6 protein-coding genes are annotated in these 14198 nt (G+C 74.7%); all 6 read left to right on the top strand.

Annotation, left to right across the window (positions count from 1 at the left end; genetic code table 11):
* The 6 genes from AB0E14_RS09750 to AB0E14_RS09725 are packed head-to-tail and all read left to right on the top strand — an operon-like array spanning window position 1 to window position 14196.
* Window positions 1-1278 (top strand): MupA/Atu3671 family FMN-dependent luciferase-like monooxygenase, encoded by a 1278-nt coding sequence (locus AB0E14_RS09750; protein WP_362414357.1) that lies wholly within the window; start codon window positions 1-3, stop codon window positions 1276-1278.
* A complete protein-coding gene (locus AB0E14_RS09745; protein ID WP_362414355.1) occupies window positions 1275-5375 on the top strand; it encodes an amino acid adenylation domain-containing protein in 4101 nt (1366 codons plus the stop codon). The genes AB0E14_RS09750 and AB0E14_RS09745 overlap by 4 nt, the downstream gene beginning before the upstream one ends.
* A complete protein-coding gene (locus tag AB0E14_RS09740; RefSeq protein WP_362414353.1) occupies window positions 5368-6642 on the top strand; it encodes an MFS transporter in 1275 nt (424 codons plus the stop codon). Before AB0E14_RS09745 ends, AB0E14_RS09740 begins: the two co-directional genes overlap by 8 nt.
* The gene (locus AB0E14_RS09735) at window positions 6639-9857 is read left to right on the top strand and encodes a condensation domain-containing protein (protein ID WP_362414350.1); all 3219 of its coding nucleotides are present in this window, start codon (window positions 6639-6641) and stop codon (window positions 9855-9857) included. Before AB0E14_RS09740 ends, AB0E14_RS09735 begins: the two co-directional genes overlap by 4 nt.
* Window positions 9854-11443, top strand: coding sequence for an amino acid adenylation domain-containing protein (locus AB0E14_RS09730; RefSeq protein WP_362414348.1), 1590 nt, complete (start codon window positions 9854-9856; stop codon window positions 11441-11443). The genes AB0E14_RS09735 and AB0E14_RS09730 overlap by 4 nt, the downstream gene beginning before the upstream one ends.
* Window positions 11440-14196 carry an amino acid adenylation domain-containing protein gene (locus AB0E14_RS09725; protein ID WP_362414346.1) on the top strand — a complete coding sequence of 919 codons (2757 nt, stop codon included), beginning with the start codon at window positions 11440-11442 and terminating at the stop codon, window positions 14194-14196. The genes AB0E14_RS09730 and AB0E14_RS09725 overlap by 4 nt, the downstream gene beginning before the upstream one ends.
* The last annotated feature ends 2 nt before the right edge of the window (window positions 14197-14198 follow it).

Below are 14198 nucleotides of genomic sequence, written 5' to 3'. Positions count from 1 at the left end.
ATGGCTGACGACACGAACACCGAGCAGCGCGACGCCCAGGCGAGGGCCCTGCAGGAGCGGCTCGCCTCACTGAGCCCCGAGCAGCGTGCGGTCCTGGAGCGCTCGATGCGCGAGCGCGGCGTGAAGGGCCCCGAGGGCGTGGACACCGGGGAGCGGTCGGCAGCCGGGCGGCAGACCGCCGCCCCGCGCCGCACCCGCCGCCCGGGCAGCACCATGGAGTTCAGCCTGTTCTTCTTCTCCGGCGACGGCACCGCCGCCGGGCCGGGGAAGTACGACCTGCTGATGGAGAGCGCCCGGTACGGCGACGCCAACGGCTTCGCCGGGATCTGGGTGCCCGAGCGGCACTTCGTGGACTTCGGCGGGCTCTACCCGAACCCGTCCGTGCTCGCCGCCGCCATCGCCGTGCAGACGGAGCGGATCCAGATCCGCGCGGGCAGCTGTGTGCTGCCGCTGCACCACCCGGTGCGGGTGGCCGAGGAGTGGGCGGTCGTCGACAACCTGTCCGGCGGGCGGGCCGCGCTGTCGGCCGCGTCCGGCTGGCACCCCGACGACTTCCTCCTCGCGCCCGGCGACGGGCAGGCGCGCTACCCGCGCCGCAAGGAGGAGATGTTCGAGTCCATCGACACCATCCAGCGTCTCTGGGCCGGGGAGAGCGTCGAACTGCCGCGCGCCGACGGCTCCTCGCAGTCCGTACGGACCCTGCCCCGGCCGCTCCAGGCCGAACTCCCGATCTGGGTCTCCGCGCAGGGCAGCCCCGAGACCTTCGTCAAGGCCGGTGAGGCCGGCGCGTACCTGCTGACCGGGCTCGTCGCCCAGCGGCCCGCCGACCTCAAGGACAAGATCGCGGCCTACCGCGAGGCGCTCGTCGCGGCCGGCCACGACCCGGGCCGCGCGAAGGTCACCGCGATGGTGCACACCTTCCTGGACGCCGACGAGGACACCGCGCGCGAGATCGTGCGGAAGCCGCTGACCGACTACCTGAAGACCTTCCTGGCCCAGCAGGACAGCTTCGGCAGCGAGTACTCCAAGCTCTCCGACGCCGAGCGCGACGTGATGCTGAACGCCACCTTCGAGCGCTACTTCGACTCCCTCGCGCTCCTCGGCACCCCCGAGAAGTGCGAGTCCCTCATCGAGGACCTGGTCGACATCGGCGTCGACGAGGTGGCCTGCCTGGTCGACTTCGGCCTCGCCGACGAGCAGGTCGTCAAGGGCCTGGAACACCTCACCGAACTCAAGAACCGGTACCGGGCCGCCGCGCCCGAAGGAGAGCAGTCGTGACCGAACTCGCCAACCGGCTGGCCGGCCTCACCCCCGCCCAGCGGGCCCTCCTCGACAAGAAGATGCGCGAGCGCGCCCAGGCGCCGGCGACGACCGCGCCCGTGCCCCGGCGCACCGGCGGGAACCGGATCCCGCTCACCGTCGACCAGGAACGCATCTGGCTCATCCACCAGTTCGACACCGAGGACCCGCTCTACAACGTGTACTTCGCCTCGAAGCTGTACGGCCCGCTGGACCGGGAGGCGCTGCAGCGCGCCACCGACGCGTTCGTCCGGCGCCACGAGGCGATGCGCACCACCTTCGAGCAGGACGGCCACGCGCCCGTCCAGGTCGTCCACGACACGATGACCGTGCCCGTCCGCCACGTCGACCTGCGGTCCGTGCCCGAGGCCGAGCGCGAGGCCGAGCTGACGCGCCTCGCCACCGAGGAGATGCGCGCCCCCTTCGACCTGGTGAACGGCCCGCTGCTGCGGATCGCGATGCTGCGCACCGCGGACGAGGAGCACGTGCTCGTCGGCACCGTCGACCACCTGGTCTGGGACCGGGGCTCGATGGGCCTGTTCAACGCCGAGTTCGCCGAGTTCTACACGGCGTTCGCGACCGGCCGGGAGCCGCGGCTGCCGGACATCGAGGTGCACTACGCGGACTACTCCGAGTGGCAGCCGAAGTGGCTGGCGGAGGAGGTCCGGCACAAGCACCTGCCGTACTGGAAGAAGCAGCTCGACGGCGCCGAACTGGTCCTGGAGATCCCCACCGACCGGCCCCGCCCGCCGCTGATGACGTCCAACGGCGCCCGCTACCAGTTCCCGCTCACCCGGGAGCTGACGCAGGCGGTCCGGGACCTCGCCAAGCGCGAGGACGTCACGGTCAACATCGTGCTGCTCGCCGCCTGGCAGACGCTGCTCGCCCGGCTCAGCGGCCGGCAGGACGTCGTCGTCGGCACGACCTCCTCGACCCGCAGCAGGCCCGAGACCGAGCCGATGGTCGGCTACTTCCTCACCATGCTGCCGCTGCGGACCACGGTCGCCCCCGCGATGACCGTGCGCGAGCTGCTGCAGGCGACCCGCTCCACGATGCTCGGGGCCTTCGACCACCACGACATCCCGTTCGGCACGCTCCTGGACGAGCTGGACCTGGTCCGCGACCCGAGCCGTACGCCGATCTACCAGGCGTCCTTCATCCTCGTGGACTTCGTGCACGAGGACCCGCCGCCGATGGCCGGGCTGCGCGTCGAGGAGCTGATGCTCGACAACGCCACCGCCAAGGACGACGTGATGCTCGGGTTCCTCGACGACCCGGCGCTCGCCGCCGACCACTTCCACGGCCTCTTCGAGTACAACACCGACCTGTTCGACGAGTCGACGATGGCCCGGATGGCCCGGCAGGTGCTGCGCGTCCTGGAGCAGATGACCGAGGACGCCGGGCGCACGGTCGGCGAACTGTCCCTGGTCGACGCCGAGGAGGCGCACACCCTCCTGGTCGCCTGGAACGACACCGCCGCCGCCCGCGAGCCCGGCCTCGCCCTCGACGACCTGGTCCGGCGGCAGGCCGCCGCGACCCCGGACGCCGTCGCCGTCTCGTGCGGTACGGAGGAGCTGACGTACGCCGGTCTCCTGGAGCGGTCCGGGAAGCTGGCGTCGCACCTGCGCGCGCGGGGCGTCACCCCCGAGACGGTCGTCGGGGTCTGCCTGGAGCGCTCGGTCGACCTCGTCGTCGCCCTGCTCGGCGTGGCCATGTCGGGCGGCGCCTACCTGCCGCTCGACGCCTCCTACCCGGCGCGCCGGCTCGCGGACATGACCGGGGACGCGGGCGCCGCGTACCTGCTGACCCGGTCCGGGCTGCTCGACGCGCTGGCGGACTGCCCCGGCGAGCGGATCCTGCTCGACTCCGACGCCGGGGCCATCGAAGCCGCGTCCGCGGAACCCGGCCGTCCGGCGGCGGGTGAGGACCGGCTCGCGTACGTCATCTTCACCTCGGGCTCCACCGGCCGCCCCAAGGGCGTCGAGGTCACCCACCGCAACCTGGTCAACCTGCTGCTCGCGATGGCCCGGGAGACCGGGCTCGGCCCGGGCGACACCCTGGCCGCCGTCACCCCCGTCACCTTCGACATCGCGGGCCTGGAGCTGTACGCCCCGCTGATCAGCGGCGCCCGGGTGCACATCGTCACCAAGGAGCAGGCCGTCGACGGCCGGCGCCTCGCCGAGCTGCTCGCCGAGACGGGCGCCACCGTCATGCAGGCCACGCCCGCCACCTGGCACCTCCTCGTCGAGGCCGGCTGGCGCAACGACGGGGGCCTGCGGGTCCTGGTCGGCGGCGAGGCCCTGCCCCCGGCCCTTGCCGAGCGGCTGGTCGTCGAGCCCGGCCGCACCTGGAACGTGTACGGCCCGACCGAGACCACCATCTGGTCCACGTTCCAGCGCCTGGACAGCGGCACCGAGCAGATCTCCATCGGCCGCCCACTGGACAACACCCAGGTGTACGTCCTCGACGAGCACCTGGAGCCGGTGCCCGTCGGCATGCCCGGCGACCTGTACCTCGGCGGCACGGGCGTGGCCCGCGGCTACCGGGGCCGCCCCGGACTGACCGCCGAACGCTTCGTACCCGACCCGTACGGCACGGTCCCGGGCGCGCGCCTCTACTTCACCGGTGACCAGGCGCGGCTGCGCGAGGACGGCACGCTCGTCTTCCTGGGCCGCGACGACGGCCAGATCAAGCTGCGCGGCTTCCGGATCGAACTGGGCGAGATCGAGGCCCGGTTGGAGGAGCACCCGGCGGTGCGCCGCGCGGTCGCCCTGGTCCGCGAGGACCGGCCCGGCGACAAGCGGCTGACCGGCTACGTCGAGACCGCCGACGCCTCGCTCACCGCCGAGTCGCTGCGCGAGCACCTGCGCGGCACGCTTCCCGACTACATGGTCCCGGCCGCGATCGTCCGCCTGGAGACCTTCCCGCTGAACACCAGCGGCAAGATCGACCGGCGCGCGCTGCCCGCCCCGGCCGTCGAGCGGGACGCGGCGAGCTACGTCGCACCGCGCGACGCGGTGGAGCTGGAGGTCGCCCACATCTGGGAGGAGGTCCTCGGCGTCTCCCCGATCGGTCTGCACGACCGCTTCTTCGACCTGGGCGGCCACTCCCTCCTCGTGCTGCGTCTGATGGCCGAGATCGAGAAGCGGTTCGGGCAGCAGCTGCCGATGGCCGCGATCTTCCAGGGCGCCACCGTCGACCGGTTCGCCCGGATGCTGCGCGAGGGCTACCGGGCGGAGACCGGCGTGCACCTGGTGGAGCTGGGTTCCGGCACGGGCGGCGGCACGCCGCTGTTCTTCGCCCACCCGGCCGGCAGCGAGGTCGTCTGCTACCTGCCGTTCGCCGAGCTGGTCGAGCCCGCCGGACGCCCGCTGTACGCGCTCGCCTGCCCGCCTCCGGTGGACGGGAAGCTGCCGTTCACCGACTTCGGCGACCGGGCCGCCCAGTTCGCCGAGCTGATCCGGGAGACCCAGCCGGAGGGCCCGTACACGCTGGCCGGCTGGTGCTACGGCGGCGCCAACGCGTTCGCCGTGGCGAGCGAGCTGGAGAAGGACGGCGCCGAGGTGTCCGTCGTGATGATGGACGCGCACGCGCCCGCCGTCGTGGCACCCGGCTCGGAGCCGGACCCGGCCGAGATCGTCGAGGCCATCGCCGCCAACCTCCAGTGGGACTACGGCGACCGGCTCAAGCCGCTCGACGAACTGCGGACGATGAGCACCGAGGAGCACCTCGACTACCTGCTCGACATCGCCCGCGCCTCCGGCTACGTACCGCCGGACGCCGGACGCGAGCAGATCCGGGACGTCCACACCCTGTGGGTGGCCAACCTGCGGCTGATGTGGAACTTCCGGCCCGCGCCCGTCAAGGGCAGGGTCACCCTGCTGCGCGCCGCCGAGGAGACCTGGGATCTCGCCTCGACCTGGCGCGACCTGACCGGGCAGAGCTTCGACGTCCGCGCGGTCCCCGGCAACCACTACACGATGATGCGCGAACCCCACATCCAGGGCGTCGCCGCAGCTCTCAACGAGGTACTGAACACCGCCCCGCGCGGTGCAGACGGAGGCGACCGTGCTTGAGCTCCTGAAGGACCGGACGTACATCCGGTACTGGCTGGCCGTCGTCGCCTCCTTCCTCGGTGACGCCATCACGAAGATCACCCTGATCTACGTGGTGGCCACCGAGACCGACGACCCGGTGCTGTACGTCTCGCTGGTCGTCATCGCCCAACTCCTGCCGTTCGGCGTGCTCGGCGCCTTCGTCGGCCCGCTCGCCGACCGGCTGCCGGCCCGCTTCCTCATGGTCGGCTCCGACATCGTCCGGATCGGCCTGGTCCTCGCGATGATCGCCGTACGGGACTCACCCCTGCTCCTGCTCGTGCTGATCCTGCTCAGCGGCATCGCCAAGGCCTTCTTCGAGACGGCCCGCATCACGGCGATCCCGCTGATCGTGCGCGGCCACAGCATCCCGACGGCCGTCGCCCTCTTCCAGTCGACCAACCACACCCTGAACCTGATCGGCCCGGCGCTCGGCGGACTGCTCATCGCCTTCGGCAGCGTCACCGCCGTCTTCGTCATCGACGCGGCGACGTTCGCGGTCTCCGCCGTGCTGCTGGCCAGCATGGCCGTCCTGAAGGAGGTGCCCGTCAAGGGCGCCGACAGCGGACGGGAGGGGTACTGGACGTCCCTGCGCACCGGTATCTCCGGGGTGCTCGCCGTGCCCTCGCTGAGGTTCCTGGCCATCGTGATGGTCCCGGTGATGCTGGTCCTCGGCCTGTTCACCACCAACCTCAACTCCCAGCTCCTCAACGTCTTCGAGCTGCCCGCCACCAGCTACGGCCTCGCGCAGGCCATGTTCGGCGCGGGCAGCATCGTCGGCGCGCTGGCCGGACCGCCGCTGGTCCGCCGGTTCTCCGACCGCAAGCTCCTCATCGGCTCGATCGTGGTCTTCGGCGCCTCACTGCTGCTGCTCGCCCCCGCCGGCGCCGTCTGGGACGGCACCGACCGGGGCGCGGCCGGCCTGGTCGTCGTCATGGCCTGGTGCGTCCTCGCCGGGCTCGGCTCCGGCCTCTTCCAGGTCCCGGTCGCCAACACGCTGCTCAGCGACCTCCCCGAGGAGCTGCGCGGCCGGGGCGTCGGCCTGCTCAACGCGCTGATGGTCAACTTCACCGTCATCGGCGTCGTCGTGGGCGGTCTGCTCGCCGGGTTCGTCGGCATCGCCGCCTCCATCATCTGGTCCGGCGCCGTGCTCGTCGCCGCCGCCCTGGTGCTGCTCGTCCCGGCACGGCGCGGCGGGACGAGCGCCACGGCGTCCGCGGCCGAACCGGAAGCGGAGGCCGTCAAGTGAGCCCCCGCCACCTTCCCCTCAGCCCCGCCCAGCGGCGGCTGTGGGCCCTGGGCCGGCTCCGGCCCGGGGACCCGTTCTTCACCGTCCCGTTCGCCGTCACCCTCGAAGGCCCCCTGGACGTCACCGCGCTGCGGCGCGCCCTGGCCACCCTCGTGGAGCGGCACGACGCGCTGCGGGTCCGGATCGTGCCCGGCGCCGACGGGCAGCCCGTCCAGGAGATCGGCGCCCCGGCGCCGCTCGACCTGGACCCCGTCGACGTGACGGAGGCCGAAGCGGCCGAGGCCGCCGACGCCTTCGCCGCCACCGCCTTCGACCTCGACGGCGGCCCGCTCCTGCGGACCCGGCTGCTGCGCCTCGGCGCGGAGCGCCACCAGCTGCTCGTCGGCGTCCACCACATCGTCTTCGACGGCGCGTCCCTGGAGCTGTTCACCTCCGAACTCGCCGCCCTGTACGGCGCGTTCGCGCGCGGACAGGCGGACCCGCTGTCCGCGCCGGCCGTCGGGTACGGGGAGTTCCTCGCCCGGCGCACCGCCGAGGACGAGCAGGCCCGTCCCGAACGCCTCGCCTACTGGACCAAGCGCCTCGCGGGCGCCCCCGACCTGCTCGAACTGCCCCTCGCCGGGCCGCGGGAGGCCCGCGCGGGCCACGCGGGCGGGCGGGTCACCGCCTCCGTCCCCGGGACGGTCGTCGAGCCGCTGCGCCGGCTCGCCCGGACGAAGCGCGCCAGCCTCTTCATGGTCCTGAAGGCCGCCGTCGACGTCGTGCTCAGCCAGTACGGCTCCACCGACGTGCTCACCGGCATGGCCCTCTCCGGCCGTGACACCACCGAGAGTGCGGGCGTCGTCGGCTACCTCACCCGCCCCGTCGTGCTGCGCGGAGACCTGTCCGACGACGCCGCGTTCACCGACCTCGTCGGCCGGGTCCGCGGCGACCTGCTCGACGCCCTCGACCACCCCGACCTGCTCGTCGACGAGGTCATGGACGAGCTGGGCCTCGGCCGCGACCCGAGCTACCACCCGCTGTACCAGGTCATGTACACGCACTCCCCGGCTCCGACCGGGCACGAGGCCGCCGGCGTCCGGATCGACGCCGCCGAACTGCGGCTGCCGACCATGAAGACCGACCTGGCGATCGACACGATCGAGACCGGCGAGGGCCTGCTCGCTCTCGTCGACTTCCGCACCGACCTCTTCGCACCGGCCACCGCCGAGCAGCTGCTCGCGCGACTGCGCACCGTCCTGGAGCGGATCGGCGCCGACCCGGGCGCCCGGGTCTCCGCGCTGCTGCGCACCGAGGCCCCGGCGCCGACGGAGGCGTACGAGGACGAGAGCCTGCTGCACGACCTGGTGGACGCGCAGATCGCCCGCACCCCCGACGCGGTCGCCGTGACGGCGGGCCCGCGCGCCTGGACGTACGGCGAAGTCGGCGAGGCCGCCGAGCGGGTGGCCGCCTCCCTGCGCTCGCGCGGGATCGGCCCGGAGACCCCGGTCGGGGTCTGCCTCGCGCCCTCCTTCGCGCTGGCCGCCGCCCAGCTGGGCGTGGTCAGGGCGGGCGGTGTCTGCGTGCCGCTCGACCCGGCCCTGCCGGCCTTCCTGCTGCGGCTCGCCGTCGACGACGCGGGCCTGCGGACGGTCCTCGCGGACGGGTTCTCCGGCGCCCTGTTCGACCACACCCGCGTCGACGTCCTTGACCCCGAGCGGCCCGACGCGGAAGAGCCCGGCGTCGCGGGGGCGGCAGCCCCTGCCGGACCTGTACGGGCCGACGTCCTGGACCCCGAGCGGCCCGACGCGGCAGCGGCGGCAGCCCCTGCCGGACCCGTACGGGCGCGCAACGCCGCCTGGATCCTGCGGACCTCGGGCGTCACCGGGGAGCCCCGGGCCGTCGTCGCCGAGCACCGCAACCTGGTGTCCCGGCTGCGCTGGGCCCACCGGGAGCTGCCCGCCGGGACCCTGGACGCGGTGGCCCTGCTCGCCCCGCCGGACTCGCCGGCCGCGTTCCTGGAGCTGTTCGCCCCGCTGACCGGCGGCGGCCGGGCGGTCGTCCCGACCGGCCGCGACGAGGCCACGGTCCTCGCCACACCCGCCGACCTGGCCGGGCCGCTCACGAGCGGCGCCCCCGCCCTGCTCAGCCACGGCGAACCGCTCTTCCCGGGCGCCCTCGACGACGTGCGCGCGGTCCACCAGCTGTACACCTCCGCCGAGACCGCGGGCCCCGCGCTCGCGGGACCCGTCGATCCGGCGCCCGCGGCGGGCTTCGGTCCCGTGCCGCTCGGGCTCCCGGCCGGTGCCACCGCGTACGTCCTCGACCGGTTCGGCGCGCCCGCCGTGCCCGGGGCCGTCGGCGAGCTGCACATCGGCGGCCCCGCCGTCACCCGCGGCTACCCGGACCGGCCGGGCGCGACCGCCGAGCGGTACCTGCCCGACCCGTTCGCCGCCGAGCCCGGCGCCCGGATGTACGCGACCGGCGACCTGGCCCGGCAGACCCCCGACGGGCGCTTCGTCCTCGCCGGCCGGGCCGCCGACCGCACCCGGGTGCGCGGCGTCCGCGTGGCCGCCGTCGACGCCGAGGGGGCGCTGCTCGCCCACCCCGACGTCGTCCGCGCCCAGGTCCTCGTGGACCCGGCGGACGGCTCCCTCGGCGCGGCCGCCGTGGCGCGGGCCGGCAGCGGCCTGACCCCGGACGCGCTCCGCACCCATCTGCGCGACCTCGCGCCCGGCTACCTGATGCCCGCCCGGCTGTACGTGGTCGACGCGCTGCCGCTGCTGCCCGGCGGGCGCCCGGACCGGGAACGGACCGTCGCCCTGCTGGCCGAGGCGGCCGAGCGGGCCCGGCGGACGGCCGAGGAGGCGCAGGCGCCGCCGGTGAGCGACGTCGAACGGACCGTCGCCGCCGCCTGGGGGCACGTCCTCGGGCGGGTGGTCGGCCCGGCCGAGAACTTCTTCGACGCCGGCGGCAACTCCCTGCTCCTGATCCGGCTCCGCGAACGGCTCCACACCGACCTGGGCCGGGACGTCGACGTGGTGGACCTGTTCCGGCACTCCACCGTCCGCGCGATGGCCGCCTTCCTCGGCGACACCCGGATCCCCCGGCAGCCGGACGCCGCCACGGCCTCCGCCGCCGAGCGCGCCCACGACAGGGCGGCGGCCCGCGCCGAGGCCATGCGCGCCCGCGGCCGCACCCGCCCGACCAGCACCCCGACAGCGAGGAACCGATGAACCAGCGGCAACCACGCACGCTCTACCAGTTGTTCGAGGACTCCGCGCTGCGCCACCCGGACCTGCCCGCCCTGGAGATCGGCGACGAGGTCCTCACCTACCGCGAGCTGCGGGCCCTCGCCCTCACCCTCGCCGACCGCATCGCCCGCAAGCACGGGTCGGTGCCCGCCCGCGTGGCGCTGGCGGCGAACCGTTCCGTCGCCGCGTACGCCGGCTATCTGGCGATCCAGCGGCTCGGCGCGGGCATCGTGCCCCTGAACCCCGACTACCCCGAGCAGCGCAACCTCGACATCGCCCAGCGGGCCGGGGTCGAGGTGGCGCTGGTGGCGGGCCGGACCGCCGGGCTGTTCGGCCGGCTGCCCGAGCGGCACCGGCCGACCGTCCTCGAACTCGACGAGGCGGAGCGGGCCGACGCCGCCGCGGCGGACGTCCTGGCGGAGTCGCTGCCGCCCGTGCCGACGGACCTGGACCGTGAGGCGTACCTGCTCTTCACCTCCGGCTCCACCGGCCAGCCCAAGGGCGTGCCGATCCGGCACCGGAACGCGTACGCCTTCCTCGCGCACACCATGGCGCGGTACGAGGTCGCGCCGGGCGCCCGGCTCACCCAGACCTTCGGGCTGACCTTCGACGCGCACCTCTTCGACCTGTTCGGCACCTGGGGCGGCGGCGCGACGATGGTCGTGCCGCTCGCGGCCGACCTGTTCCGGCCCGTCGACTTCATCGTGGAGCGCCGGCTCACGCACTGGTTCTCGGTGCCGTCGGTGGTCCGTGAGGCGCAGCGGCTCGGCAACCTGCCGCTGGGCCGCGCGGTCACCCTGAAGCACAGCATGTTCGGCGCCGAGCCGGTCACAGCCCAGCACGCCGAGCTGTGGCGGGCGGTCGCCCCGAACGCGCGGATCCACAACGTGTACGGGCCCACCGAGCTGACCGTCTGCTGCACCAACCACGGCCTGGACGGCGACAGTTCGAGCTGGCCCGCGTTCTCCAACGGCACCGTCCCGATCGGCGTCGCCTTCACCGACATGGACCTCGTCCTGCTCGACGAGGACGGCCTCGCCGCCGACGAGGGCGAGTTGTGCGTCCGCGGGCCGCAGCGCTTCGACGGCTACCTCGACCCGCGCGAGAACGCCGGCCGCTTCCTCTCGTACGAGGAGGGCACGGGACCCGCCGTGGGCTACGACGGCACCACGGAACTCACCGACCGGCACTGGTACCGCACCGGCGACCGGGTCCGCCGCGAGAACGGCCTGCTCGTGCACTGCGGCCGGCTCGACCAGCAGGTCAAGGTGCGGGGCTTCCGCATCGAGCTGGGCGAGGTCGAGGCGGCGCTGCACCGCCACCCGTACGTCATCGACGCCGCCGTGCTCGCCCTGCCGGGCGCGGACGGCGAGACCGAGCTGCTCGCGGCCTACGCGGGCCGGCCGGTGGAGCCGGAGCGCCTCGACGCGTGGCTGCGCGAGTCGCTGCCGCTGCACATGGTGCCCGCCTCCCTCACCCACCTGCCCGACGGGCTTCCGCTCAACGACAACGGCAAGACGGACCGCAAGGCACTGGCGCGGATCCTCGGCACCTCGGAGGGGTCATGACCGACGCGCTGGAGTACTGGCGTACCGAACTGGCGGGCGTGGACCCGCTGGAGCTGCCCACGGACCGGCCGCGCACCCCGTCCCGTACCGCGGGCACCGCGCACGTGGACCGCGTGGTGCCGGACGGCACCGCGCGGGCGCTGCGCAAGGCCGCCGCCGAGTACGGCACCGGTCTGCCCGCCGTCCTGCTCGCCGCGTACCAGGCGGTGCTGGGGGTGTGGTCCCGACAGCGCGAGCTGGCCGTGGGCGCGGCCCTCGGCGGGCCGGGCGGGTCGGGCGGTTCGGCCGCGGTGGACGCGCCGGGCGCGTTGGGCGGGTCGGTCGCTTCGGCCGCTTCAGTCGTGTCAGGCACGTTGGGCGCGTCGGGCACCTCGGGGCCGCCGGTCGCGCCGGTCGCGCCGGTCGCTTCGGCCGGCGTGGGTGAGGGCGCGGGCGCCGGGGACAGCTCGGGCGGCCAGGGAGGCACGTCCTTCGCGGGGCCGCGCTTCACGCCCGTACGGGCGGACCTGACCGGCGACCCGGTCTTCGCCGCGCTCGCGGCGGCCGCCGACGCGGCCCTCGCCCGCGGCCGGGACGCGGCGCTGCCGGTCGCGCGCCTTGCCGAGGAGCCTTCGGCCGGGGCCGACCCGAGCCGCCATCCGCTCGTCCAGGCGCTGTTCACGGACGGCCCGGTCGCCGAGGCCACCGGCCCCGGCTGCCCGCCGGACCTGGTCCTCGGGCACGAGGACCGGGACGAGCGGCTCACCGTGCGCGTCGGCTACGCCACCGACCTGTTCGACGCCGCGACCGCCGAGCGGTTCGTGGGCACCTACCTCACCCTCCTCGCGGCGGTCGCCGACGCCCCGGACGCGGCGCTGAGCGGCCTCGACCCGCTGACCGCCGACGAGCGCGCCCACCTGCTCACCGACTGGGGCACGGGCCGCACCGGTCTGCCCGCCGCCCCCGGTGTCGCCGATCTGGTCGCCGCGCAGGCGGCCCGGACGCCCGGCGCCGTCGCGGTCGTCTTCGGCACCGAGGAGGTCACGTACGCAGAGCTCGACACCCGCGCCGACCGGCTCGCCCACCACCTGCGCGGTCTCGGCGCGGGCCCCGACGTGCCGGTCGCCGTCTGCCTGGAGCGCGGCCCCGACCTCGTCGTGGCGCTGCTGGCGGTCCTCCGCTCGGGCGCCGCGTACGTGCCGCTCGACCCGCGCCACCCCGTGGACCGGCTCCAGTTCGTCCTGCGGGACACGGCCGCCCCGGTCGTCGTCACCCAGGAGTCGCTGCGGGAGCGGCTGGCCGGGCAGGCGGGCGAGGGCCGCACCCTCGTCGCCGTCGACACCGACCGCGAGGCGATCGCCGCAGCCGCAGCCGCATCCGCAGCCGAGGCAGAAGCGGAAGGTGCCGCGCCCGCGCCCGCCGCCGGGCCCGAGCACCTCGCGTACGTCCTCTACACCTCCGGCTCCACCGGCACCCCCAAGGGCGTCGCCGTCACCCGGGGCGGCTTCCTCACCCTGCTCCAGGGGATGGTCGCGACCTTCCCCGCGCCCGCCCCCGACCGGGTCCTCTTCACCACCTCGGCGACCTTCGACATCGCCGGAGTGGAGGTCTTCCTGCCGCTGATCACCGGCGGCCGGATCATCGGCGCCGACCAGGACCAGATCCACACCCCGAACGCCCTCGTGGAGCTGATCGACCGGCACGCCGTCACCCTCGTCCAGGCCACGCCCTCCGCCCTGCGGCCGCTCCTGGACGCCCTCGGCGACCGGCCGCGCGCCCTGGAGATCTTCGCGGCGGGCGAGGCGCTGCCCACGGAGCTGGCCGCGCGGATGCTGCGCGTCGCCACCCGGGTCCTCAACGGCTACGGACCGACGGAGACCACCGTCTACGCCTCCGTCGCCGAGATCACCGGCACCGACGGCGTGATCCCGATCGGCCGCCCGACCGCGGGCACCGCGCTGTACGTCGTCGACGACGCCGACCGGCCGGTCCCCGTCGGCGTGCCCGGCGAACTCCTCGTCGGCGGCGCGGGCGTGGCCCGCGGCTACCTGGGGCGCGAGGACCTGACCGCCGAGCGGTTCATCGCGAACCCCTTCGCCGAGGGGCGGGCGTACCGCACCGGCGATCTGGTGCGCTGGCTGCCCGGAGGCGAACTGGAGTTCCTCGGCCGCCTCGACCACCAGGTCAAGGTCCGCGGCTTCCGCATCGAACTCGGCGAGATCGAGGCCGCGTTGCTCGCCCACGACGAGGTCGACACCTGCGTCGTCACCGTCCGCGAGGACGCCCCGGCGTCCCCGGGCGAGAAGGCGCTCGTCGCCTACGTCGTCCCCGCGCCCGGCGCGACCCCCGGCATCGGGGCGCTGCGCGACTGGTGCGCGCGCACCCTGCCCGGCTACATGGTGCCCGGCACCTACGTCTTCCTCGACCGGCTGCCGCTCACCACCAGCGGCAAGACCGACCGGACGGCGCTGCCCGCGCCCGACGGTGAACGCACAGGTCTCGAAGCCGAGTTCGTCGCGCCGCGCACCCCCGCCGAGCGGGCGGTGGCCCGGACGTTCGGCGAGGCGCTGTGGGCCGACGAGGTCGGCGCGCACGACGACTTCTTCGACCTGGGCGGCGACTCGCTGACCGCGACCCGGGTGGCGCACGCCCTCCAGGCGGAGTTCGGCCTGGAGATCCCCGTACGCGCCCTCTTCACCCATTCCACCGTCGAGTCGCTGGCGCGGGCGCTGACCGCCGCGCGCCGCGCCGGCGCCTTCCCGGACGGAGGCTGACC

Origin of the sequence: Streptomyces sp. NPDC047981 (assembly GCF_040653315.1) — a bacterium.
In the GTDB taxonomy this organism is placed as follows: Bacteria; Actinomycetota; Actinomycetes; order Streptomycetales; family Streptomycetaceae; genus Streptomyces.
The sequence above is the reverse complement of the archived record's forward strand: the minus strand, read 5'-3'. Positions and strand labels throughout refer to the sequence as shown.

What these genes read in the sequence shown, in the direction of transcription:
- AB0E14_RS09725 (WP_362414346.1), top strand. Translation starts at nt 11,440, where the DNA reads ATGACCGACGCGCTGGAGTACTGGCGTACCGAACTGGCGGGCGTGGAC.
- AB0E14_RS09750 (WP_362414357.1), top strand. Translation starts at nt 1, where the DNA reads ATGGCTGACGACACGAACACCGAGCAGCGCGACGCCCAGGCGAGGGCC.
- AB0E14_RS09730 (WP_362414348.1), top strand. Translation starts at nt 9,854, where the DNA reads ATGAACCAGCGGCAACCACGCACGCTCTACCAGTTGTTCGAGGACTCC.